Origin of the sequence: Dokdonia sp. Asnod1-B02 (assembly GCF_045063955.1) — a bacterium.
In the GTDB taxonomy this organism is placed as follows: Bacteria; Bacteroidota; Bacteroidia; order Flavobacteriales; family Flavobacteriaceae; genus Dokdonia.
The window spans coordinates 129056-152961 of record NZ_JBEFNW010000002.1 but is presented as its reverse complement, the minus strand read 5'-3'; the positions used below and the strand labels follow the sequence as shown (position 1 = coordinate 152961).

The 23906-nt window shown below is 37.0% G+C and carries 20 protein-coding genes; 11 read left to right on the top strand and 9 right to left on the bottom strand.

All coding sequences use genetic code 11. The features are described 5' to 3' along the window. Positions 1 to 110: 110 nt before the first annotated feature. The 6 genes from ACJJVU_RS00645 to ACJJVU_RS00620 all read left to right on the top strand — a co-directional run bounded on the left by ACJJVU_RS00645 (position 111) and on the right by ACJJVU_RS00620 (position 6705). Positions 111 to 542 carry a response regulator gene (locus tag ACJJVU_RS00645; protein ID WP_298322729.1) on the top strand — a complete coding sequence of 144 codons (432 nt, stop codon included), beginning with the start codon at positions 111 to 113 and terminating at the stop codon, positions 540 to 542. Next, positions 539 to 931: a response regulator gene (locus ACJJVU_RS00640; protein ID WP_405221142.1), complete on the top strand. Its 393-nt coding sequence runs from the start codon at positions 539 to 541 to the stop codon at positions 929 to 931. Before ACJJVU_RS00645 ends, ACJJVU_RS00640 begins: the two co-directional genes overlap by 4 nt. Positions 932 to 945: 14 nt before the next feature. Beyond that, positions 946 to 3648, top strand: coding sequence for a TonB-dependent receptor domain-containing protein (locus ACJJVU_RS00635; protein WP_405221139.1), 2703 nt, complete (start codon positions 946 to 948; stop codon positions 3646 to 3648). A 16-nt stretch (positions 3649 to 3664) separates the two neighbouring features. Then, complete coding sequence (locus ACJJVU_RS00630; protein WP_405221136.1) at positions 3665 to 5464, top strand: YfiR/HmsC family protein; 1800 nt, start codon at positions 3665 to 3667, stop codon at positions 5462 to 5464. Positions 5465 to 5589: 125 nt separating this feature from the next. Next, on the top strand, positions 5590 to 6171 hold the full coding sequence (locus ACJJVU_RS00625; protein WP_405221133.1) for a methyltransferase domain-containing protein: 582 nt from the start codon (positions 5590 to 5592) through the stop codon (positions 6169 to 6171). A 21-nt stretch (positions 6172 to 6192) separates the two neighbouring features. Continuing rightward, positions 6193 to 6705 carry a GTP cyclohydrolase gene (locus ACJJVU_RS00620; RefSeq protein ID WP_405221131.1) on the top strand — a complete coding sequence of 171 codons (513 nt, stop codon included), beginning with the start codon at positions 6193 to 6195 and terminating at the stop codon, positions 6703 to 6705. Between the two features lie 86 nt (positions 6706 to 6791). Here ACJJVU_RS00620 and ACJJVU_RS00615 read toward each other — a convergent pair whose 3' ends face one another. The 8 genes from ACJJVU_RS00615 to ACJJVU_RS00580 all read right to left on the bottom strand — a co-directional run bounded on the left by ACJJVU_RS00615 (position 6792) and on the right by ACJJVU_RS00580 (position 18317). Next, entirely contained in the window at positions 6792 to 7901 is a 1110-nt protein-coding gene (locus tag ACJJVU_RS00615) for a T9SS type A sorting domain-containing protein (protein WP_405221128.1), read from the bottom strand. 41 nt (positions 7902 to 7942) lie between these two features. Beyond that, the gene (locus ACJJVU_RS00610; RefSeq protein ID WP_405221125.1) at positions 7943 to 9385 is read right to left on the bottom strand and encodes an SLC13 family permease; all 1443 of its coding nucleotides are present in this window, start codon (positions 9383 to 9385) and stop codon (positions 7943 to 7945) included. A gap of 27 nt (positions 9386 to 9412) precedes the next feature. Further along, a complete protein-coding gene (gene recQ, locus ACJJVU_RS00605) occupies positions 9413 to 11503 on the bottom strand; it encodes a DNA helicase RecQ (RefSeq protein ID WP_405221122.1) in 2091 nt (696 codons plus the stop codon). Between the two features lie 91 nt (positions 11504 to 11594). Then, a complete protein-coding gene (locus ACJJVU_RS00600) occupies positions 11595 to 13136 on the bottom strand; it encodes an acyl-CoA carboxylase subunit beta (protein ID WP_405221119.1) in 1542 nt (513 codons plus the stop codon). A 3-nt stretch (positions 13137 to 13139) separates the two neighbouring features. Next, positions 13140 to 14591, bottom strand: a complete 1452-nt coding sequence (gene accC / locus ACJJVU_RS00595) for an acetyl-CoA carboxylase biotin carboxylase subunit (protein ID WP_405221116.1) — start codon at positions 14589 to 14591, stop codon at positions 13140 to 13142. Next, complete coding sequence (locus ACJJVU_RS00590; protein WP_405221113.1) at positions 14592 to 15086, bottom strand: acetyl-CoA carboxylase biotin carboxyl carrier protein subunit; 495 nt, start codon at positions 15084 to 15086, stop codon at positions 14592 to 14594. Between the two features lie 109 nt (positions 15087 to 15195). Beyond that, the gene (locus ACJJVU_RS00585; protein WP_013750394.1) at positions 15196 to 15534 is read right to left on the bottom strand and encodes a single-stranded DNA-binding protein; all 339 of its coding nucleotides are present in this window, start codon (positions 15532 to 15534) and stop codon (positions 15196 to 15198) included. A 551-nt stretch (positions 15535 to 16085) separates the two neighbouring features. After that, positions 16086 to 18317: an ATP-binding protein gene (locus ACJJVU_RS00580; RefSeq protein WP_405221109.1), complete on the bottom strand. Its 2232-nt coding sequence runs from the start codon at positions 18315 to 18317 to the stop codon at positions 16086 to 16088. Positions 18318 to 18695: 378 nt separating this feature from the next. Here ACJJVU_RS00580 and acs point away from each other — a divergent pair, with 378 nt between their 5' ends. Further along, positions 18696 to 20606, top strand: coding sequence for an acetate--CoA ligase (gene acs / locus ACJJVU_RS00575; protein ID WP_405221106.1), 1911 nt, complete (start codon positions 18696 to 18698; stop codon positions 20604 to 20606). A 51-nt stretch (positions 20607 to 20657) separates the two neighbouring features. Here acs and ACJJVU_RS00570 read toward each other — a convergent pair whose 3' ends face one another. Beyond that, positions 20658 to 20801: a hypothetical protein gene (locus ACJJVU_RS00570; protein WP_013750391.1), complete on the bottom strand. Its 144-nt coding sequence runs from the start codon at positions 20799 to 20801 to the stop codon at positions 20658 to 20660. A gap of 283 nt (positions 20802 to 21084) precedes the next feature. On the opposite strand from ACJJVU_RS00570, the gene trxA reads away from it, so the two are divergent. The 4 genes from trxA (at position 21085) to ACJJVU_RS00550 (ending at position 23805) form a co-directional block, all read left to right on the top strand. Then, complete coding sequence (gene trxA, locus ACJJVU_RS00565) at positions 21085 to 21381, top strand: thioredoxin (protein ID WP_379952902.1); 297 nt, start codon at positions 21085 to 21087, stop codon at positions 21379 to 21381. Then, a complete protein-coding gene (locus ACJJVU_RS00560) occupies positions 21382 to 21984 on the top strand; it encodes a thiamine phosphate synthase (protein WP_405221102.1) in 603 nt (200 codons plus the stop codon). Between the two features lie 19 nt (positions 21985 to 22003). Next, positions 22004 to 22168, top strand: a complete 165-nt coding sequence (locus ACJJVU_RS00555) for a hypothetical protein (RefSeq protein ID WP_013750388.1) — start codon at positions 22004 to 22006, stop codon at positions 22166 to 22168. 125 nt (positions 22169 to 22293) lie between these two features. Beyond that, positions 22294 to 23805, top strand: a complete 1512-nt coding sequence (locus ACJJVU_RS00550; protein WP_405221098.1) for a carboxypeptidase-like regulatory domain-containing protein — start codon at positions 22294 to 22296, stop codon at positions 23803 to 23805. Positions 23806 to 23906 lie beyond the last annotated feature (101 nt).

Here is a 23906-nt window from a genome sequence, read left to right as displayed (position 1 = left end):
CGTTTAAATATGATATTTGGTCGAATAAATAAAAATTTTTCTTGATTGGCTAAAATGAATGCTCAACTTTTTGTTATTTGTGAGCAATTCAAATACTCCCTAGCAATAACATGATGAAAGTCCTCCTTATAGACGACGATAAAGCCGTAAATTTTTTTAATCAGCACGTCGTTATTAAGCACAACTCCTTTGAACACATTAAGACTGTTCAAAGCGGACACGAAGGTCTTGCATTTTTATCTCAGGTAAAATCAGGAGAAGCGCCTAAGCCAGATCTTATTTTCTTAGACATAAATATGCCAGCTATGAATGGCTGGGAATTCTTAGATGAATACGAGAAGATGTGCTCAGATTTCAGAAAAGATATTAAAGTAATTATTCTCTCTAGTTCCTCAAACCCAGAGCACGTAAATAAAACAATTCAAAATTATAAGGTTATTGACTTTATTAATAAACCACTATCCTTCGACATACTAGATAATGTATTGAAAGTATATAACAATGTATTGTCTAATTGTACTCAGAATAATTCACTAGCTTGACTTATAAAGCCTTAATAATAGACGATAGCAAACCAATAACTTTCTTTAATAAAATAATTTTAGAGAGGTCTTCGCTTTTTTCTGAAATTCTGGTAGCTGTTAATGGAGAAGAGGCAATTAAGGTATTAGATGCAGGATTTAATCCTGATATTATCTTCTTAGATCTTAATATGCCTGTGATGAATGGATGGGAATTTCTTGATAAATATCATCTCAGAAAGCTTAGAAATAGTCAAATTATAATGCTTTTAGGGACTTTGCCGTCACAAGAAAATCAAGATAGATTGAATACATATGATTGCGTTAAAGGAATAAGAGAAAAGATGCTTTCTAACACTGTACTAACAGAAATAATCAATAATACATTAGCCGTTGAGCTAAGACCATAAATTACCCCCAGTTAATGTCTTTTTTATCAAAGATTACGTTATTTATTGCGTGCATAATATCTTCTCTTAGTTTTGCTCAATCTAGAGCTACGATAGAAGGAGTGGTTACAGATAATTTTGGAATATTACCAGGTACTACCATAAGTATAGAAGGTTACAATAAGACTACACAAACAGACATTAATGGTACTTTTTCTTTTCAAGTAGATGAAGGAGAGTATGTATTATCTGCAAGTTTTGTAATGTATAATGTACTTTATAAAACAGTTGTAGTAAAAGCTGGTGAAACACAAAAAGTAGATTTTAAATTAGAGACTGGTTTCTCTGTAGATGAGCCTATATCATTGGGTACAAGATCTGATCCTGTTTCCTCATTTCAGAACACGGCTTCTGTGGATATCATATCACCACAACAAATTACAAACTCTTCTCAAATAGAGTTAAGCCAAATATTACATTACCTCTCACCCTCATTTTATTCGACTAGACAGACAATTTCTGATGGTACGGATCATATAGATCCAGCGACACTACGAGGATTAGGTACAGATCAAGTTCTTGTGCTTATCAATGGAAAAAGAAGGCACAATAGCTCGTTACTCAATGTAAATGGTACGATAGGTAGGGGTGCCGTAGGTACAGATTTTAATGCTATCCCCATAAGTGCTATAGAACGTATTGAGATACTAAGAGATGGCGCAACTTCTCAATATGGATCTGATGCGATTGCAGGGGTTATCAACATCATTCTAAAAAAACAAACTAACGCTGTTACCTTAAATAATTTATTAAAAATTAATGAAGAGGGTGATGGTCTAACACAATTTGCAGGAGCAAATTTTGGTATGAAGTTAGGCAAGGAAGGATTTTTAAATATTACAGGTGAATATAGAAAACGAGAAGCCACTAATAGAGCTGGTAATTACACTGGACGTGTATATGTAGATAATGAAGAAGAGGATAATGCGCTCATAGATCAGAATAATTTCTTTGATCAAACTGGTTATTCTGATAGGCAAGTAATGCAGGTAGGTAATGCCGAAACACAGAATCTAGCCATTCACTTTAATGGAGAAATTAAAGTTTCAGACAGTGCCCAAGTGTACCTGCACGGTGGACGAAATTATAGAGAAGGAAAATCTGCTGGTTTTTATAGATTTCCCAAAGATGAAGACCGTGTAATTACAGATTTGTTTCCTAATGGATTTTCTCCGGAGATCCTAACAGACATTCAAGATGACGCTGTGACACTTGGTTTAAGAGGAAGTAAGCATAATTGGGGAATAGATTTTAGTCATACTATTGGGATGAACGCTCTTGATTATACTATTAATAACTCTAATAATGCGTCTTTAGGTATTGCGTCACCTACTACTTTTTATGCAGGAGGCTTTTTATATAGTCAGAATACTTCAAACTTAGATCTTTCAAAGTCTTTTGATTGGAGATCAGGTCTTAATTTCTCTTTTGGAGCAGAGTTAAGAGTAGAGAATTATCAGATAGGTGCTGGAGAGGAGGCTTCGTATATTAATGGCGGCAGCGTCTTCACGAATAGTGAAGGGCTTGAGGCACCAAGAATTGCAGGGGCGCAAGTATTTCCTGGAATTCAACCAGAAAATGAACTTAATAAGTTTAGAACAAACAGCTCGTTTTACCTAGATATCGAAGCAAACGTTAATGATAAGTGGCTCATACAACTTGCAGCCAGAAATGAGCTTTATAATGACTTTGGGAGTCAAGTGATTTGGAAAGTGGCCTCTCGTTATAAGTTAACTAATAATACAAGTTTGAGAGGTGGTATTGCTACAGGATTTAGAGCGCCATCACTACATCAAGTGTTTTTTCAAAATATAAGCACGCAGTTTATTGATGGTAATATCTTACAGGTAGGTACTTTTAATAATGAAAGTGCTCTTGCTGCTCAAGCTTTTAATGTAGATAGACTAAGTCCAGAACTATCTAATCACTATAGCATAGGTTTAAGTAGTAAGATTAATGCAAACTTTTCTCTTGCGCTTGACTATTACTACATAGCAATCAAGGATAGGATTGTACTTTCAGGACTCATATCTGATGGTTATGAAGAAATTCTAGAGCCATTTGGGGTTGGAGCAGCTCAGTTCTTTACAAATGCAATAGATACAGATACCCAAGGTGTAGATCTAGCGTTAGTTTATAAAAACAAAGTAGGTAATGGTAATCTAGAAAGTTCTTTAGGTTTTAATGTCAATACCACAACTGTAGGAAAAGATATAAGAGTGCCTATTGCTTTTGAGGGAGCAGAAGAAGTCATTTTTAGTAGAGAAGAAATTGGAAGGCTAGAGAAAGGACAGCCTAAATATAAATTGAGCTGGAGAAGCTTTTATGATATTGAAAAGTTTAAAATTCACTTCAATAACACCTTATTTGGACCTGTAGAATATTTCCACCCAGATGATGGAAATAGCGACAACTGGGTTGTAAATGACTTTACAGGAAATGTAGAGTCCCGAGATCAAAAGTTTTCGGCAAAGGTTCTCACAGATTTCTCTATTCATTATCAGTTCCACTCACGAGTAAGTGCTGCTATAGGAGGGAATAATATTTTTAATGTGTATCCAGATAAGCACACGCATTCATCAAATACGAGCAACGGTAATTTTACCTATAGTAGACGAGTAGGCCAGTTTGGTGTACAAGGTAGAAACTACTTTGTAAGTTTATCTCTAAGCTTATAATAAGGATGTATTATTCATGAAAGACTTCAAACTATTAACGGCACTTAAGATTATGGTCGCCTTAATAATCTTTGGGTCTTCTACTCAAATTCAAGCGCAGACTAGCATTGAACAAGTTTCTAGAGTTCAACGTGCTATCTACGTCTTTAATATTGCACAACAAGTAAACTGGTCACCTCAATCTGGAGACACCTTTAAGATAGGAGTGCTGGGTCCTGATAGAACCATTATTGATTTTAAGTCAATAGCTCAAAAACGACAGATACAGTCTAAGCCGGTTGAAATCATCAATTTTCTTACTGTAAAAGATATAGCAGATGTAGATATATTGTACGTTAATAAAAAATATAATTTCCAAATGCCATATATCCTTCAGTCTTCAGAAGGGAAGGGTATATTAGTAATGTCTGAGGGATATGCATTCAATGCCTCGATGATAAATATTGTTAGAGTTGGAAATACATTTAGACATCAAATCAATGAGGAACTACTGCGCAGTAATGACTTTGTTATTGCTCCTTCCTTAAAATTTTACGCCATTAAAACTTCGCAAAAGTGGCAATCACTTTTTATAGAAGCACAAGACTCACTTAAGATAGCTAAGCAAAACGCAAAGAGAAAGGACTCTTTAATTATTGCTCATCAAAGAGAGATTAATAGCAAAAACGAGATTATAGATACAATTCAAGAGATTGTAAAATTGAAAAATAACTCCATTCAAGATTTGCTCGATGAGGATGAGATTCAAAAACAAACCATAGAAGAAAAGCAAGAAATTGCAAAAGAGCTTGAAGTAGAAAATGAATCTCAACTGGAAGAACTTGAGAGAAGACAGCGCATTTTAGTTCAAAATGCAGAAGAAATAGAGCGCAATCAAGATAGTATTGATAATCAAAACTTAAACCTCAGTGTCCAGAAAAAAGTGCTTGATGAGCAGTCTGTAGAGCTATCTCTTAGAGAGAATATCAACTGGCTTTTAGGTATTATCGCTCTCTTATTTCTGGTGGCAGGATTTATAATTTATAAGAATTATCAAAGTAAAAGTAATCTTGCAAAACAGCTTGCATTGCAAAATGCAAAAATACAAGCCCAAGCAGAAGAGCTCAGTCAGAAAAATGAAGACCTCGAGCAGTTTGCCTACATAGCAAGCCATGATTTACAAGAACCTCTCAATACCATATCTAGCTTCATTGGGCTCATAAGGAATGATTATAGTGCACAGTTTGACGATTTAGGTAATCAGAGTCTTGAATTTATAGAAGAGGCAAGTGAGAGGATGGCTAAGCTTATTAATGTGTTGCTAGAATACTCACGCATAGGTAAGACTAGAAGTTTTAAGCAGGTAGATTGTAACAAGTTGGTAGAAGACTTAGAGAAGGATATCTATGCACTTATAAAAAGGAAAAAAGCATCTATCACATATGCTAAGCTTCCCATACTTATGGGCTCAGAAGTTGAACTACGCTTATTATTTCAAAACTTAATTACAAATGCTTTAAAGTTTTGTGCAGAAGGTACATCGCCTACATTACATATAGAAGTGAGCAAGACTGCGAGCCTAGAAAATCCTAATGAGAAGATGTGGCAATTTTCTTTTAAAGACAACGGAATAGGTATTCGTAAAGATCATCAGGAACGTATTTTTTCTATCTTTCAGCGATTACATACAACAGATCAGTATAAAGGCACCGGAATAGGACTTGCGCATTGTAAGAAGATTGTCGGGATACATAAAGGAAATATTTGGGTGACTTCAAAAATTAATGAAGGGAGCACTTTTTATTTTACTATCCCTATGAATCCTGAAGCTGAGTAATGTGATTTTTTATGCTTTCGCGAAAGCGTAACTACAAGTAACACATACTACATTTATCACTCGCTATACGTAATTTACTTAAATTGCTATGCACTAGATGTTGTTTTAAAACTAAAGCCTAAAAGATGGAACTCACGTCAACCTATTGGAATAATCGCTATGCAGAGGGAAGTACAGGTTGGGACCTAAAAAAGGTGTCTCCACCTATTAAAGCCTACCTCAATCAATTAGAAAATAAGGACCTTAAAATTTTAATCCCTGGTGGCGGTTATAGCTATGAGGCTCAGTACTGCTGGGAGCAGGGGTTTAAAAATGTGTATGTAGTAGACTTTTCTCAACTTGCATTAGAAAATTTGAAACAGAGAGTGCCACATTTTCCTAGTTCGCAACTCATACAACAAGATTTCTTTACATATGAAGGGCAGTTTGATGTAATTATAGAGCAAACATTTTTCTGCGCATTACAGCCAGAATTAAGACCTGCTTACGTCTCACATATGCACACATTGCTTAAACCTGAAGGGAAGATTGTAGGCTTGCTTTTTTACTTCCCACTCACCGAAAAAGGACCGCCATACGGAGGAAGCACTACCGAATATAAAAACTTGTTTTCAGAATACTTTGACATTCAGAAAATGGAGACTTCCTATAACTCAGTAGCTGCTCGTGCAGGTAAGGAGTTGTTTATCTCAATGGTAAAAAAGTAAATCTACTAATATCGCAACACAATGATCGTACAACTCGCCGAAGGAACTATTAAAACCAAATATGGCATCTATAAAGAGATTCTCTTTTATGATGGCATCAAGGAGTGTCACGCGCTAGTGATGGGAGATGTGAGCGGAGAAGAGGATGTGCTTTGTAGGGTACATTCTTCGTGCATTTTTGCTCACCATTTTAATAGTATAGAGTGTGATTGCCGTGAGCAAATGGAAATATCACAGCAACTTATAGAACGAGCAGGAAAGGGTATTGTAATCTGGCTAGAGCAAGAAGGAAAAGGAAATGGTCATTATGCACTCCTCAATACCTTACCGCTCAAAAAACAAGGTATGCCTCAAGCAGATGCGTACGAGGCTGTAGGTTTCCATAATGATAATCGTGATTTTAGTGCAGCCGCAAAAATCTTAAAACATCTAGAAGTAAATTCCATCACGATGATTACGGGTAATGAAAAGAAAACCAAAACACTCACAAATCTGGGCATTAGTGTAAGTGGTATTCAACCTACAGAGCTATGATATGAGTGTGCTTTCGCGAAAGCGTAATTTTAAAACAATACTGTTAAATCATAATTTGCTTTTACAAAATCTATAGTACGCAGTGGCTAGTTTTTTATCACTTTTTGTGTTTCTAGAACTTCACCATCTCTATTGAATAGTTTCAAAAAGTACACGCCAGAATTTAGGTTGGGTAAAGTAATTGCCTCGCGATTGTGAGTTCCTTGTAAAACTATTTTCCCATTAATATCAATTAACTGAAAGTTATCACTAGATGTCGAACTTATGTACAGTCTATCGTTTACCACAGGATTGGGATAAACGATTGAATTTTCTCTCTTGAAATCTTTTGTATTTAATAATTCTGGATCTTCTATTAAGAAAATATTCTGTGATCCAGTGATATAATATAGATTGGATTCATAGCTAGTGATGCCTAAAGGAGCATTGTCCGGAGTTAAAAGAAATTCGGGACTAATTGGTAGCGCGTTGTCTAGATCAAACTTAATGATACTATGGTTTGCCGAGAGTTCAATTGTAGCGTATAGCAAACTATTTTTTAAGTAGACATCTTGCACAAATCCAGCATAACCATCCATATTTGAAACTAGTATAGAATCTGGAGAGCTGTCATTAATATTGATTTTATATAAGGCTAAGTTGTTTGTGGTTCCTGTGCGCTCAAAGAAATAAAGCTCATTATTAAAAACCTCTCCAATAATTATGGAGTTATTATTCTCAAAAACTATGGTCTCTGTGTAGTTAGTGTCATTTATAGAATATTTTAAAATTGTATTACCTCGTACAAAGTACAGTACACTGTTAGATAATACTACACCCATTTGGGTATTTATAGCAGAGTTGTTAATCGCCTCTCCTTGTACAGGTAATGCATCATTTAAATTCAGCTTGTACAAAGTACTAGCTGTTCCACCTATAAGAGTGTTAGAATCTTCGTCATAAGCTAGTTTTATAAAACCAACTGCAGGCGGGGCTTCAGCTACTGTAGTTTTATTAGTAGGGTCGTTAAACGGCACCTTTTGAATGTAAGCCATATTGTTAGCGTTTAGGTCGAAAAGGCCTACATATAATTCATCATCTATGGTGTATAGTGAAAATGGAGCTCCCTGCCCCGCAAATGAATCAGTAAAAATTTCTTGAGCTTGAGCTACGACACTCTGAAACATTAATAAACCAAAGAGTAATTTTAACTTCATAGAATGATTTTTCTTACAAATATACCTTTAATGATTAAAAATCAAAACAATACTGGAACCACATAGTAAGCCAGCGTAAAGAGTAAGCCCACCGAAATTAAATTTAAAACCACACCCACACGCGCCATCTGGTCTACGCGTACGTGACCACTTGCAAAAACAATGGCGTTAGGTGGTGTTGCCATAGGTAGCATAAATGCACAACTAGAAGCAAGGGTCACTGGAATCACCATTTGTAAAATGGGCACATCCATCCCTATCGCAATACCTACGACTAGCGGAACTAAAATGGTGACAAGTGCAACATTGCTCATCAACTCGGTCATAAAGAGCATTAAGAAAATGAGTACTGCTGTAACTACCCACATACTCCAGTCTTCCTGCTGTGATATGTAGGAACCTATCATATCTATAAATCCAGATTGTGCTAGTCCAGAGGCAAGTGCGAGACCGCCGCCAAAGAGGATTAAAATTCCCCAAGGTAATCGAGAAGTATCTTCCCAATTGAGCGGAAAAGAACCTTTTTTATAATCAATAGGTACTATAAACATCAACAGCGCCGCAATCACAGAGATGGTTGTGTCTGTAAGTGTGATTTCTGGTAGTAGCTGGTTGAGATAAGAGCGTAGCATCCACGAGATTGCTGTAATGAGGAATATGGCTAAGACTACTTTCTCACCTTTTGAAATAGGACCAAGTTTATCTAACTCGGTCTGTATGATATTTCCAGACTTTCCAATGGTGCCTAGGTTATTCTTGTAGAAGACTCTTGTAATCATAAAATATGTGATGATCATCAGTATGATGGAGAATGGAACTCCCATTTTCATCCACTGGAAAAAGCCTATGTCTATATTATAACTCTCATTAAGGAATGCAAGCATTACAGAGTTTGGCGGTGTGCCTATTAAGGTCGCCATTCCACCTATATTAGCGCCAAAGGCGATACCTAGCATAATACTAAGAGCAAAGTTGCGGTCGTTTTTTGTAAAACCATCCTCGTCATCTATAAGAAGTTGAATCACAGAAACGGCGATTGGGAGCATCACCACAGTACTTGCTGTGTTTGAAATCCACATGCTCATTAAACCAGTGGCAATCATAAAGCCTAGTATGATTCCGTTTGCCTTTGTGCCCGTAATTTTAAGAATAGAGAGGGCTATCCGTTTGTGCAGGTTAACTTTTTCTAGCGCTAGCGCGATTACAAATCCTCCAAAAAATAGATACACAATAGGATTTGCATAGTTACTGGCGACTTCCTTAATATCTCCAATACCGAGTAAGGGAAATAGAGCAAGCGGAATAAGTGCCGTAACAGAGATGGAAACAGCTTCTGTAACCCACCAGATAATCATCCACAAAGCGACAGCAATCACCTTGTCTATCGCTGGATTTATGAGCTCAACGGGTGCTGCGAGTAATAAAATACATAGCAAAGGGCCGATGATAAAGCCTACTTTTCGCGAAGGCGTAAATTCTTTCATAGCCTTAAAAATAGGCAAAAAAGAATACTACTTCCCCTTTAAATATAGGGCAAGTCTTATTTTCCAATATGGTAGCTCTTCCTTGAAATATTCGTAAAAAGATTTGAGCTTATCTGCGTCTTCTACTTTTAAGATGGCGTCGTGTACTTGCTTTACTTCTACGGGCTGTATAAATTGGTAAAAATCTACCTCCATACCTTCATCATGCAACTTCATCAAGTGATTGTATACGGAGCCTATAGTGAGTTTACGAGTCTCTGCAATTTCTTCTAGAGATAGGCCTTGCTGTATGAGTTTTTTAGTCTCTAGATACGTTTTACTACCGCTTTTAGGCTTTGGTTTCTGGACATGCTCTTTGATCACCTTAATAAAATCTGCGCCATATTTTTCCATTTTGGCTTGTCCTACACCTTGAATGTCTAAAAACTGCTTTTGAGTGACGGGTTCTTGATCTTCCATATCCTTGAGGGAAGCATCAGAAAATACGATATATGCAGCCACATTTGCATCTCTAGCCAGTTCTGAGCGTAGTTCGCGCAGCTTTTCAAAGAGGGTTCCTTTTGGTTTTTTAGGTTTGCGTTCTTTGGTAACAGGTTCGGTTTTAACCTTGGTGAGTTTAGCCAGTTGTATATTTTTCCCGTCGTACAACACTTCTTTAGCAAGTGGGGTGAGTAATAATCTTCCGCTTTCGCGAAAGCGTATTTCTAACAATCCCTGATTGATAAGCTGCACAATATATTGCTGAAGATCTCTCCAGGGAACATCTTTTGCAGCTCCATATGTTTTTATTTCTTGATAGCCTTTGTCATATACTTGAGCGTTTTGCGAACCTCTTAAAACGTCAATCACGGTACCCATCGCTTCTTTTTGTTGCATACGAGCAACGCCTGAAAGTACTTTTTGAGCAAGTACAGTACCGTCAAAATAAGCCGGCGGACTATTACAAATGTCACAGTTTCCGCAATCCTCAGAGAGAAACTCACCAAAGTAGTTGATAAGCACTTTACGTCTACAACTCAGCGCTTCTGCATATTGTTGCATACGATCGAGCTTTGCCATTTGGTAGTCGGCATTTTTTGCTCCGTCTATAAACTGTCTTAGCTGCAAGGTATCTGCATAACTATAAAAAAGCAAGGTGTGAGCAGGTAAACCATCACGTCCAGCACGACCTATTTCTTGATAATAACCTTCAAGATTTTTAGGCATATTGTAGTGAATCACCCATCGTACGTTACTCTTGTCTATTCCCATACCAAAGGCGATGGTAGCACAGATTATTGGCGTCGTATCGTTTATAAAATCTTCTTGCACTTTTGAACGTTGCTCTGCGTGCATCCCTGCATGGTATGCAGCAGCTTTATACCCGTTAGCTTGTAGTTTGGCAGCTAGAGACTCTGTGCTTTTTCTTGAAAGACAGTAAATGATACCACTTTCTCCAGGGTGCTCTTCAAGGAAATCAAGAATTTGATCATTACGTTTTTGGCCAGGTCTCACATCAAGATAGAGGTTAGGTCTATCAAAAGAAGAGACGTACTTTTTTGCATTGCTTATTCCTAATTGATCTGCAATATCATCTTGTGTTGATCTGTCTGCAGTTGCGGTAAGGGCAATAAGTGGCGCTTTCGGGAAACGTCTTTTTAAATAGCCTAGTTGTGTGTAGGCGGGTCTAAAATCGTGACCCCATGATGAGATACAGTGTGCTTCATCTATAGCGATTAATGAAATGGTTGCGGCATTAAGTGCTCCGTCTAACATTTGTAAGCTCTCAGGAGCAACATAAATCAGGTCTATCGCGCCGCTTTGTAAATCGGCTAATACTTGCTGAGTTTCTTCAAGTGGTTGTGTGCTATTATAGTAGGCTGCTTTTATGCCGTTTGCACGTAGCGCATCTACCTGATCTTTCATTAGGGCAATGAGAGGTGAGATCACAAGAGCAACCCCATCTAGCGCAAGTGCAGGCAATTGAAAACACATGGATTTACCACCACCCGTAGGCATAATGACAAGTGCGTCATCTCCACGGCACACAGATTCTATAATTTCTTGCTGGTTAGGGCGGAAATTATCGTAGCCAAAATGAGTTTTTAAAAGGGAGTGTAATTCTTGTGTTGCAACCATCTTACAAAGTTATTAATACCAATTAAAAGAGGCGCTCTTATGAGCGCCTCTTTATACAGCAATGATGTATTTATTTTCTTAAAACAAGGCGCTATAAAGGAATATTGCCATGCTTCTTTTTAGGAAGCTCTACTTTCTTATTTTCTAGCATGCTAAATGCTTTTATAAGCTTGCGTCTAGTGTCTTGTGGCATAATCACTTCGTCTATAAATCCACGTTGTGCTGCGCGATAAGGATTTGCAAACTTCTCTGCATACTCACTTTCTTTTTCAAGTAGTTTTTCTTCAGGATTATCTGCTGCGCTTATTTCTTTTCTAAAGATAATCTCGCTGGCTCCTTTTGCACCCATAACTGCTATCTCAGCACTAGGCCATGCATAGTTAAGGTCTGCACCTATGTGCTTAGAGTTCATCACGTCATAAGCACCTCCGTATGCTTTTCTTGTAATCACTGTTACTCTTGGTACGGTAGCTTCACTAAGTGCGTATAATAACTTTGCTCCGTTTGTAATAATTCCATTCCATTCCTGATCTGTACCTGGAAGGAAACCTGGAACATCAACAAGAACGAGTAAAGGAATATTGAAACAGTCACAGAATCTTGTAAAACGTGCGGCTTTCTTTGAGCTATCTACATCTAGCACTCCGGCAAGAAACATAGGCTGATTTGCAACGATACCCACACTACGACCTCCTAAACGAGCAAAACCTACAATGATATTCTCAGCATAATCTTTATGAATTTCATAAAAAGAATCTTCATCTATGATACCCGTAATGACCTCATGCATATCATAAGGCTTGTTTGCACTATCTGGGATAATGGTTGCAAGCTGGTCGCGCACCTCATCCTTAAGTGTAAACGGTAAATTCTTCGGTGTTTCTGTATTATTTTGAGGTAAGTAGCTTAATAAAGATTTAAGATCTTCAAGACATTGTGCGTCGTTTGAAGAGGTGATATGTGCCACACCAGATTTTGAACTGTGTGTACTTGCGCCACCTAGTTCTTCTGAGGTTACTTCTTCATTAGTCACTGTTTTTACAACGCTAGGTCCCGTTACAAACATGTAGCTTGTGTTCTCTACCATCATAGTAAAGTCTGTCATTGCTGGAGAGTATACTGCTCCACCCGCACAAGGTCCCATAATAGCCGAGATTTGCGGAATCACACCAGATGCTTGCACATTACGGAAAAAGATATCTGCATAACCTCCTAGTGAGCGTACACCTTCTTGTATACGTGCCCCACCAGAATCATTAAGCCCTATTAATGGAGCTCCAGTTTTCATAGCGAGATCCATGATTTTACAAATTTTCTCGGCGTGTGTCTCAGAGAGTGCACCTCCAAAAACCGTAAAGTCTTGTGCAAATAAATAAATCAAACGACCGTTTACAGTACCATAACCAGTAACTACACCATCTCCATAATAGATTTCTTTTTCCATACCAAAATCTGTAGTACGGTGTGTAACAAGAATACCTATTTCTTCAAAAGAGCCATCGTCTAGTAAGTAGTGTATGCGTTCTCTAGCAGTAAGTTTCTTTTTCTCGTGCTGCTTGTCTATACGTTTCTGACCGCCACCTAAGTGAGCGAGTTCAATTTTTTCGTTAAGCGTTTTTATGTTAGCATCCATAGGTTATACAGTTGGTAGGCGTAAGATATTTTGTTCTTTAATATGTTGTTTGAGAGCGATAAGAGCAGCAATACGTGCTTCTTCTTTAAACCCTTCTTTTAAAGCTTCTGGAGAATAATAATTTTTCACAAAATGCGTATCAAAATTTCCAGAACGGAAGGCATCGTGCTCACAAACAAATTTTCCAAAAGGAAGTGTAGTTTGCACACCTTCTATTTTATAATCATCTATGGCCTTAGATAATAATTCTATTGCCTCTTCACGTGTAGGAGCATAAACAATAAGTTTAGAAAGCATAGGGTCATAATAGATAGGAATATCCATGTCTTGCTCAAATCCATTATCTACACGTATACCTTCTCCTTCTGGGAGTATGTAAGTAGATAGATTACCTACGCTAGGTAAGAAGTCATTAAGAGGATCCTCTGCATACACACGTAATTCTAGGGCATGTCCTTTAATGCTGAGGTCTTCTTGAGAGATAGATAATTGCTCACCACGAGCAACGCGTATCTGCAATTCTACAAGATCTGTACCTGAGATAAGTTCGGTTACAGGGTGTTCTACTTGTAATCGAGTATTCATTTCTAAGAAATAGAAATTGTGTTGATCGTCTAGCAAGAACTCTACGGTACCTGCGCCGCGATAGTTACATGCTTTTGCCACCTTTATTGCAGCTTGCCCCATTTCTTCTCGAAGTTGCGGAGTAAGGACTACAGATGGAGCTTCCTCTACTACTTTCTGGTGACGACGCTGGATGCTACATTCACGTTCAAACAAGTGAATCACATTACCGTGATTATCTGCCATCACTTGTATCTCAATGTGTCTAGGTGATGCAACATATTTTTCTATGAAAACAGATCCATCGCCAAAGGCTGCAGTCGCTTCACTAATAGCCGTACTCATTTGTGATGCTAGTTCGCTGTCTTTTTCTACCACGCGCATTCCTTTTCCACCACCTCCGGCAGAAGCTTTTATGAGAATAGGGTATCCTATTTCGGCAGCAATAGCTTTTGCTTTTTCTACATCTGTGATGGCTTCATCAATACCTGGCACCATCGGGATGTTGTATGCTTTTACAGCTTCTTTGGCTGCGAGCTTACTTCCCATGATTTCTATTGCTTGTGCCTCTGGGCCTATGAAGATCATTTGTGCTTCGGTTACCGCTTTCGCGAAAGCGGAATTCTCACTCAAAAATCCGTAGCCAGGGTGGATTGCATCTACGTTAAGTTCTTGAGCAACTTTAATAATGTTATCACCTAGTAAATACGACTCTGATGAAGGTGCATTACCCACGCAAACGGCCTCGTCTGCATAGCGCACGTGTGGTGCATTACGGTCTACAGTAGAGTAAATGGCTACTGTTTTAATACCCATTTTCTTAGCCGTACGAATTACCCTGATGGCTATCTCACCACGGTTTGCAATCAATATTTTCTTTATAGTTTTCATCTATTTTTCTTCTTCAAATTCTACAAGTAATTGCCCTTTATCTACCGCGTCATCTTTTACAACGTGCACGGCCTTGATAACTCCGTCTGTATGGGATACAAAGCTGTTTTCCATTTTCATGGCACTTAGAATCACCAGCGTGTCACCTTCTTTTACTTCTTGACCAGCAGTGACCTGCACATCGATAATAAGACCTGGCATAGGAGAAATAAGATTGTTGAGCTGTTTTGAAGCTCCTACCGTGAAGCCCATCTCCTTAATAAGAATGTCAATTTCGTCTTTAATAACAACTTCATAGTTGTTGCTATTTACCTGAATGTTGTACGTCTTTTTGCTAAAATCTGAGGAGACCACAGTTGCTTTAAAAGAAGAATTATCCTCTAGAATATGGTAAGAATTCTGAGAGGTATGTACCGCGTCTAACTGAGATAGCTGATCACGAGAAACTTCGAACTCATGCTCCTCGTTTACGGTGGTTTTATAGGTGTTGCTCATCGCTTGTATTTTAAGATATAAATATACGTAATTACGATATTGTTATCCTAGAGCATATAAAATAAGAAAAGGCGCTCGTGAGAGCGCCTTTATTATTAAAAATGTAATATTAATTGTTTTTACTAAGCATTAATAACTCGTTGCAAACAATCTCTGTCATATATCTTTTTACACCATCTTTATCTTCCCAAGAACGATTAGTAAGTTTTCCTTCTATTGCGATTTCTTGTCCTTTCTGGATGTAGCTTTCTACCACTTTGACAAGGCCGCCGCGTACTATGATATTGTGCCAGTATGCACGTTCTACTTTCTGACCATTCTTATCTTTATAAGAATCATCTGTTGCCATAGAGAACTTGGCAATTTTATTTCCATCTGGAAATGTTGTGATTTCTGGTTCTTGACCTAATCTTCCAATTAACTGTACTTTGTTGCGTAATGCATTCATAATAATGTGTTTTTCTTGAGTAGGTTAAGCCTACCAAATTGAGTTATTTTTCTTTCTCGAGCCGTTCCCGAAAAAATCATTTGTTCTTAGTAAGTAAATTATAATAACCACTTGTAAATAAGAACACTGCAAATATGCGACAGCTCACAATCCCTAGCCGACTTTTAAACGTTTACTTACGTTTATAGTCGTTTGTAAGTATTTGTAAACGTTTAAAAACGTTTTAATATACTGACTTAGTGTGTGTTGAGGTTTTTGTAGTCTGTTGAGTTAGAACTCCTTGTTTTAGAGAATTTTTAGAAGAATAAAGGTTGTTTACATGGTATAGCGCGAGAAAGAGACTTAAATTTCCTTGAAAATTTGAAGTTTTTATTTTTTTTTAGAGGATTAGATATTAAAAAACACTCCGTTATATATAACCTTCAGGCTAGAAGAAAACTTGACTGAAAGAGCCATTTTTGCAAAAGCGTAAAGAATAAGATAACATATTATAAGCAGGTCAGATTCTACAAAAAGCCAGCGAGGTTAAGTGAAAATGCATTTGTGACCATTTAAGTCGAGCTGTACATTAAGAGCATGTCTAAAAGAATCTCTGTCTTATAGGGTTTGAGTATGCTATTGTTAATGCCGTATTTTGTCAGTTCTTTATCTCCCTCTTTATAGCTTGTGGCTGTAAGAGCAATGATGGGAGTTATGCTGTCAAACTTTCTAATAACAATACTGGCATCAATACCGTTCATTACAGGCATATTAATATCCATTAATATGAAATCATAGGCATTATTCTTTACTGCGCTCACAGCTTGTTGTCCATCACTGGCACTTTCGTTTTTTATACCGTATTGTTCAAGTACCTTTTTAGTAACTAGTTGGTTAATGCTATTATCGTCCACGATAAGCACTTTTTTGCCTTTGAGACGTTCGTAACTTGAGATATCTGATTGGACTTCTAGGTAGGAGTCGGATCCGGTTTCTAGGTCAATTGTAAATGAAAAAGTAGAACCTTTATTTGGACTGCTTATTAGGGATAATTTACTACCAAGAATGTGTAAAATCTTCTTGACAATGGGAAGACCTAAGCCTGTACCTTGATGGTTTGACATAGCTCCTACCTGAGCAAATTCAGTAAAGATTTTTGCTTGTTCTTCTTTGGCAATGCCTTGTCCTGTGTCTGCTATACTAAAGAGTATGGTGTTTACATCTTTATTCTTTTCTTGGAGTGTGGCCTTTATGGTGATTGTGCCATCCTCGGTAAACTTGCTAGCATTACTCGATAAGTTCATGAGGACTTGAGAGATTTTAGTCTTATCGCCTAGTAAGGTGTCTGGTATATTAGGATCAATAATCACCTTTGTAGTGTTATTATTTTTCTTATTTATAAACTCAAGGGTTTGTACAATGTGAGGTATTAATTTATGTAGTCTAAAGTTAGTCTTCTGGATACGCTCGCCTTCTTTTGAGTCAAACTTATTTAAGCTTAATATATCATTTACAAGCGCTAGTAGATAGTCGGCAGAGAATTTTAAAGATTTTAAATCTTCTGTATGGTTTTTGAGCGCTGGATCTTCAAGAAACACAGAAGAAAGTCCTATAATTCCATAAAGCGGAGTTCTTAACTCATGGCTTACTGTAGAAAGAAATTTAGTATTACTTCTAGCTAGTTTTTGAGATTTCTTTTTGGCTTGAAGATATTGTTTGTTCTTTGATTTTAAATTATCAAGGAGCCTTTTTCGCTTCTTTCTACCATGTAATAAAGTCCCGATAAATAAGAGCAGGATGGCTGCTAGTGCGAGTGAAGTTCTTAAAAGTAATTTGTTTTCACCAGCCTTTTGAAGCGTGAGCTCATTTTCTAATTTTGAGGCTCGTAGTTCTTGTTTAAATTTATTGAGGTTAAAGCGAGAGGTAGCATTTTTTTGCTGCTTTATTTTGTTTGCTTCGTATCTCTTTTCGACGAGTACGTCATAGGTTTTACGTATGTTATTTACTTGCTCGTAGTTGCCTATGCTTTCATAGGCCTTCATTAGGTTTTTATAATTATCAATCTTGTAGTTGTCATCTTGTTCATCACCAGCTACCTCCATAGAGTAATTAATTGCTTCAATCGCCTCTTTAGGTCTATTTTGTAATAGATAGATGGAACTTTGAACGTGATAGACGGTTCCTTCAAAGTTGTTTTTCCTTCCATTAAAATCACCTTTCATTAGTAATTCCTTTGCTTGATTTAGATAGTGTTGCGCCTCATTTGGCTGCTTTTTTATTACATATAACTCAGCTAGGTTGTTATTTGATATAAAATCAACTAGGATACTATTTTCAATTTCTGGGCTTATGGCGAGTGCTTCTTCAAAATAGGTGATGGCCTTGTCTGGATCTTCTTTAAAAAAAGTATTTCCCAGATTAGTAAGATTTCTTGCCAAATTAAAGGTGTCATTAGATTTTTTATTTTCTTCAATGGCGTTATTAAAAAGATCTTCTGCACCCTGAAAATTGTCTACTTGTATAAATGCATTTCCTAGAATACTTCTTAAACGGGATGTAGTGATAGGTGATTTGACTCTCTTAGCGTTATCTAGAAGGTGTGGTACAACCTCAATAACTTTTTCATAACTGGACTCATTAAATAAGGCAAGTATGGCGGGCATCAGAGAGTCTATCTCTGCTACGGTGAATTGCTTTTCTTTTATTAATAAGATTTCTTCTTGAGAGATTGTCTCTTGACTGTAGGATTTAAAAGAGTATACAGTACTTAAAACAACTAGCAGTAGTATGGTTAGTCTAGTCATAAATATTGATTTGGGAATTAAAATTTAAGCAATTGCCCCTAGAGCAGTTGTTACATCAGAAAATGTATTTAATTAACTAATAATATTCTTTTAATCTAAAAAATACTGCTTTTCACCGATTGTTTGAGATGTTTGATGAGTTTTTTTATTTATTAAGATTGATTTTAAATTTTTTGTAAGCCGCTAATTATCAGTAATGAATAATTTTAATGTTATAAAAAGGCTCTCTGTTGCACATTTATAGCTTAACTAGTTAAAATTTTATATTTAAAGCAAATTGTGATGGGTGTTGTATGTGGTGCGCTTTCGCGAAAGCGTTAAATGTTTTCATTATTAGCGTCATACTCTATATCTTTTATCAATCAAATAGGATATATAATGAGTAATTACCACATAAAAGGTCTACAAGAGTATTTTCAAGTCTACCAAAAGTCTGTAGATAAGCCTGAGCAGTTCTGGGAAGAAATTGCCGAAGAAAACTTTGTCTGGCGTAAGCGCTGGGATACCGTATTAGAATGGGATTTTAAAAAGCCAGAAGTAAAGTGGTTTGATGGAGCCCAATTAAATATTACAGAAAATTGTCTCGATAGGCATCTCTATACTCGTGGTAATAAAACTGCATTGCTCTTTGAGCCCAATAACCCTGAAGATCCTGCCGAACATATTACTTATAAAGACCTCCATGAACGCGTGTGCAAGTTTGCAAATGTGCTTAAGGCTAAAGGGGTGACGCGCGGTGACCGAGTGTGTATTTATGTACCCATGATACCAGAACTTGCGGTATCTATGCTTGCATGTGCGCGTATAGGAGCGGTACATTCGGTAGTATTTGCCGGCTTTTCTAGTACTGCATTGAGCACGCGTATTAATGATGCAAGCTGTAAGATGGTTATTACGAGCGATGGCTCCTATCGTGGTAATAAAACAATTGACCTTAAAAGTATTGTAGATGATGCATTAGAAAATACTCCATCTGTGGAGAGCGTACTTGTTGTAAAGCGCACTAGTGGTGATGTAATAATGAAAGAGGGGCGTGATGAGTGGGTAGCACCACTGTTAAAGGAGGCATCAACAGAATGCCCTGCCGAAACTATGGAAGCAGAGGATTCTCTTTTTATATTATACACTTCTGGCTCTACAGGGCAACCTAAGGGGATGTTGCACACTACCGCGGGATATATGGTGTATAGTGCATATACATTTAAAAATGTATTCCAATATAGAGAGGATGATGTGTACTGGTGTAGTGCAGATATAGGATGGATTACTGGGCATAGTTATATTGTCTACGGGCCACTTGCAAATGGTGCCACCTCTGTACTTTATGAAGGAGTTCCAAGTTTTCCAGACTGGGGACGCTTTTGGGAAATAATAGATAAACATCAAGTAAACCAATTTTATACAGCACCCACGGCGATAAGAGCACTTGCAAAGGAGAACTTGAGTTATGTAGAGAAGTATGATTTATCATCTCTCAAGGTTTTAGGAACCGTAGGCGAACCCATAAATGAGGAAGCTTGGCACTGGTATAATGATAATATAGGGAAGAAAAAATGTCCAATTGTTGATAGCTGGTTTCAAACTGAAAACGGTGGGATTATGATCAGCCCTATCCCCTTTGCAACGCCTACAATTCCCACATTTGCAACCTTGCCTTTACCAGGAATACAACCCTCTTTAATGGATGAACAAGGCAAAGAAATAAAAGGAAACCAAGTAGAAGGAAGATTGTGCATTAAATTTCCATGGCCTAGTATAGCTAGAACGATATGGGGAGATCACAAAAGGTATAAAGACACGTATTTTTCGGCATTTGATAATATGTATTTTACTGGAGATGGTGCTTTGAGAGATGCTACGGGTTATTATAGAATCACAGGACGTGTAGATGATGTCATTATCGTTTCTGGTCACAACTTAGGTACAGCACCTATAGAAGATGCTATTAATGAACATCCAGCTGTTGCCGAAAGTGCGATTGTAGGTTTTCCTCATACTATTAAAGGAAATGCTTTGTACGGTTATGTAACTTTAAAGGAGACTGGTGAAGGGCGTGATCATGATAATTTACGCAAAGAAATTAATCAGCTTATCACAGAAAAAATAGGCCCGATTGCTAAGCTAGATAAAATCCAGTTTACAGATGGATTACCTAAAACACGATCTGGTAAAATCATGCGACGCATATTGCGCAAGATTGCCTCTGGAGAAGGAGACAATCTAGGCGATATAAGTACGCTACTTAATCCTGAGGTTGTGCAGAGTGTAAAGGACAACGCGCTATTATAACATAAAACCCCGAAGATTATTTCTTCGGGGTTTCTTATATATAGTGAGTGATTAACTCTTTAAATTATCTCGTGGCTGGGTAAACTCTTTTTTATCTTTTACCTGATTATTAATCTCTTTTCCATGTGTGGCTTCAAGATTAATCGCTTGTTCTTTCTTACTAGTTTTCTCTGGATTAGGTGTTGTATTACTCATGATTTTAATTTTTAATGTTCACTTAAAGATAATTTGAAACCTCATTTTTTTCAAAGCAATTAATAAACCTTAACCATCCATTGTTAAAAAATGTGAATGGAGGTATTTGAAAATTAGACCTGTAGAATAGAGTAATTCTGAGGATGTTTGCTGGTTCAAAAATGTGATAGTTTAGATATTAAGGAACACACATCAAAAACGACTAAGGTTATAAATCTCTTAAAGCCATTAATGGTACAGAGGTATTTTATTATATTTCAATAAATCTAAAATATACACAACGATGAAATCATCCTTTTTTGATATAATCCAATCTGAAACTCCTGTATTAGTAGACTTTTATGCAACATGGTGTGGACCTTGTAAAACACTGGGGCCTATTCTAGAACAAGTAAAAGACGAGCTAGGTGATCAAGTAAAAATTGTAAAAATAGACGTAGATAAAAATCAGCCGCTTGCTGCACAGTATAATGTGCGAGGAGTACCTACTATGATCCTTTATAAAGCAGGAAAGCAGGTGTGGAGACAATCTGGAGTGCTAGAGAAAAATGCTATCATTGATGTTGTAAAAACTGCATAGATGATCATATTAATTTCTCCTGAGGAAACGAGTGAAAACGAGATTGCCACACTGCATCAACTATTTGAAGCTGGGTTATCTCATTTTCATCTTAGAAAACCAGATGCGAGTCTTGATGATCACATAGCATACTTGAATATGGTTGATGCTACGTATCATAATCGTATAATAACGCATAACTTTCATAAAGAGCTGTGTAGTCAGTTTAACATTATGGGTGTGCATCTAGAAGAAGCGATGTGGAGAGCCCAAGGTGATCGTCTAGAAGCCTATGTGAACTCATTTACCAGCAAAGATAATAGCGTATCTTCCTCTTACCACGAACCAGAAGATCTAGCATCGCAAGCAGTAAGTTTTGCGTATACCTTATTAAGTCCTGTGTTTTCGGCAATATCTAAGAGTGATATGCAAGGAAGAGGTTTTGATGTGCGTCACATTAATAAAGATATAGTAGGCATGGGAGGAATAAATGCAACTACGACTCCAGAAGCACTAAAACTTGGCTTTAAAGGAGTAGGAGCGCTAGGCGGCATATGGAATGCAGATGATCCCGTAGCAGCATTTATTGAGATGAAAAACGCTTTCGCGAAAGCGAATACCTAACCTTTACTATATTTGCACCATGGCAAAACGAGGAACTCCTAAAAACACGAAAAATAAAGCAAAGCATTCTAAGCTTATGGATCGTAAGAAAAAGAAAGAGCGTGAGAAGAGAGACGCTAGTGAAGCGCGATTACTCGAAGCAAAAGAAAAGATGAAAGCTCTTAAAGAGAAAGAAGAAGAATAACAAAAGCGTCCCGATGGACGCTTTTTTAGTTTTAGAGCGTAACATATTGACAATTAAGACGTCATTTTAATAGTTTAGGCAACTATTTTAATTTTTCTAGCGTCTATATATTAAATAACCATCTTATGACGACACTTATAAAATTCATTCTCACATTACTTACAATAACCTGCGCTACTACAGCGGCAGCACAATCTTATAGTGTAACCGTAATTGATGAAAGGACTAAAGAGCCCATACCTTTTGCGACTGTAAAATTATCTAAAAATACAGGCACAATCACAAATGAAGAAGGCATCTTTACTCTTGGAGAGCATAAGCTATCTGCACTTAGGGACTCTGTGTATATCTCATCTATGGGATATGAAGAGGTGGCTATTTTTCCTAAGAAAGTGATGGATACCATTATATCGCTGCGTGTGAAAACAAACGAACTGGATAATGTGTTTCTCACAAATAATCCGCTAGATGCAGAGGAGATTATAGAGCGCGTTAAAGAGAATATAGTTGTCAATTATCCTAATGCGCTCACTGAGAAAAAAATATTCTTCAGACAGTCTGAGTCAGATCGTATTGATAAAATGGATATCGAAGTAGAAAAAACGACTATTCCAGAATTTAACCAAGTCTTTATGGATAGTCTAGTGGGGTCTGTCGCTAAAAAGAGTGATTACTACAGTGAGTCTGTAGGAACACTTTCTGGAAATTATGACAATCAAAAGCTCGTTATAGATAAAGCCGCAAAGCTCTACGATAAAACTAAAGAAAATGTAGGGGTGGAGAGTTTTGGAAAAAGGCTTGAAGAAATTATTGAGAAAAATGTAAAAGCAGATTCTTATTTTAAAATAAAATCTGGAATCATAGGTACCACTATTGAAGTAGATGACTCTACAAAAATGGGCAGCTCAAATGGCGGACTTAAAATAGAGGTAGATACAGAGCAAGAAGAAAATGACAAGGAGCAAGCCATTACAGAAAGTATAAAATCTGACCTTTCTGATCTGTTTGAGGCTATGTTTTATAAGGAGGATACAAAACTTGACTTCTTAACAAAATCCAATCGTTATCGATTTACCAAAAGAGAATTTACGGCAATAGGTGATGATATAGTTTACGTAATAGACTTTGAGCCTAAAGGAAGAAAAGATTTTAAGGGGACCCTTTATGTAAATACTGATGACTTTGCAGTAATGCGACTAGAATATGAAAATGTACGTAAGTTATCAAGTTTTGGGATGTTTGGCATAAGCTACAAGAAGTACTTGTATAAGGGTAAAAGCATCTATGCAAAAGATGATAATGGTGGTTACTCATTGCGATTTATGGAGCTAGAAAACGGAGAACGCGTTGGTATAGATAGGCCTTTAAAAATCATTGAAAAAAATAAAAATGTAGGAGGTCGCCGAAAGCAAAATGAAGTAGCGATGGAGATTGAAATAGCAAACACTAGCTATTCAAAAAAGGAGCTAGTTGTTTTTAGTACCACTAGTATTGATCAAAGTACTTATGATGCTGTAGAGGAAATTAAAGAGATGGAGGCAACATACTTGTCTAATTATGATCCTAATTTCTGGAAAGGGTATACCATTATGGAGCCTAATGCGGCAATACAAAGCTTTAAGTCTGAGAGTAAATAATAGACTAGCATAAAGATTCTTGATATTAAATTATGATGCCAGTGTCCCATTGTGGTTACTGGCATTTTATATGGTGAAGTCTTTGAGGGCTTTTAGTATCT

Coding starts and splice junctions, on each gene's coding strand:
- ACJJVU_RS00645 (WP_298322729.1), top strand. CDS start 111: ATGATGAAAGTCCTCCTTATAGACGACGATAAAGCCGTAAATTTTTTT.
- ACJJVU_RS00635 (WP_405221139.1), top strand. CDS start 946: ATGTCTTTTTTATCAAAGATTACGTTATTTATTGCGTGCATAATATCT.
- ACJJVU_RS00630 (WP_405221136.1), top strand. CDS start 3,665: ATGAAAGACTTCAAACTATTAACGGCACTTAAGATTATGGTCGCCTTA.
- ACJJVU_RS00625 (WP_405221133.1), top strand. CDS start 5,590: ATGGAACTCACGTCAACCTATTGGAATAATCGCTATGCAGAGGGAAGT.
- ACJJVU_RS00620 (WP_405221131.1), top strand. CDS start 6,193: ATGATCGTACAACTCGCCGAAGGAACTATTAAAACCAAATATGGCATC.
- ACJJVU_RS00615 (WP_405221128.1), bottom strand. CDS start 7,901: ATGAAGTTAAAATTACTCTTTGGTTTATTAATGTTTCAGAGTGTCGTA.
- ACJJVU_RS00610 (WP_405221125.1), bottom strand. CDS start 9,385: ATGAAAGAATTTACGCCTTCGCGAAAAGTAGGCTTTATCATCGGCCCT.
- recQ (WP_405221122.1), bottom strand. CDS start 11,503: ATGGTTGCAACACAAGAATTACACTCCCTTTTAAAAACTCATTTTGGC.
- ACJJVU_RS00600 (WP_405221119.1), bottom strand. CDS start 13,136: ATGGATGCTAACATAAAAACGCTTAACGAAAAAATTGAACTCGCTCAC.
- accC (WP_405221116.1), bottom strand. CDS start 14,591: ATGAAAACTATAAAGAAAATATTGATTGCAAACCGTGGTGAGATAGCC.
- ACJJVU_RS00590 (WP_405221113.1), bottom strand. CDS start 15,086: ATGAGCAACACCTATAAAACCACCGTAAACGAGGAGCATGAGTTCGAA.
- ACJJVU_RS00585 (WP_013750394.1), bottom strand. CDS start 15,534: ATGAATGCATTACGCAACAAAGTACAGTTAATTGGAAGATTAGGTCAA.
- ACJJVU_RS00580 (WP_405221109.1), bottom strand. CDS start 18,317: ATGACTAGACTAACCATACTACTGCTAGTTGTTTTAAGTACTGTATAC.
- acs (WP_405221106.1), top strand. CDS start 18,696: ATGAGTAATTACCACATAAAAGGTCTACAAGAGTATTTTCAAGTCTAC.
- ACJJVU_RS00570 (WP_013750391.1), bottom strand. CDS start 20,801: ATGAGTAATACAACACCTAATCCAGAGAAAACTAGTAAGAAAGAACAA.
- trxA (WP_379952902.1), top strand. CDS start 21,085: ATGAAATCATCCTTTTTTGATATAATCCAATCTGAAACTCCTGTATTA.
- ACJJVU_RS00560 (WP_405221102.1), top strand. CDS start 21,382: ATGATCATATTAATTTCTCCTGAGGAAACGAGTGAAAACGAGATTGCC.
- ACJJVU_RS00555 (WP_013750388.1), top strand. CDS start 22,004: ATGGCAAAACGAGGAACTCCTAAAAACACGAAAAATAAAGCAAAGCAT.
- ACJJVU_RS00550 (WP_405221098.1), top strand. CDS start 22,294: ATGACGACACTTATAAAATTCATTCTCACATTACTTACAATAACCTGC.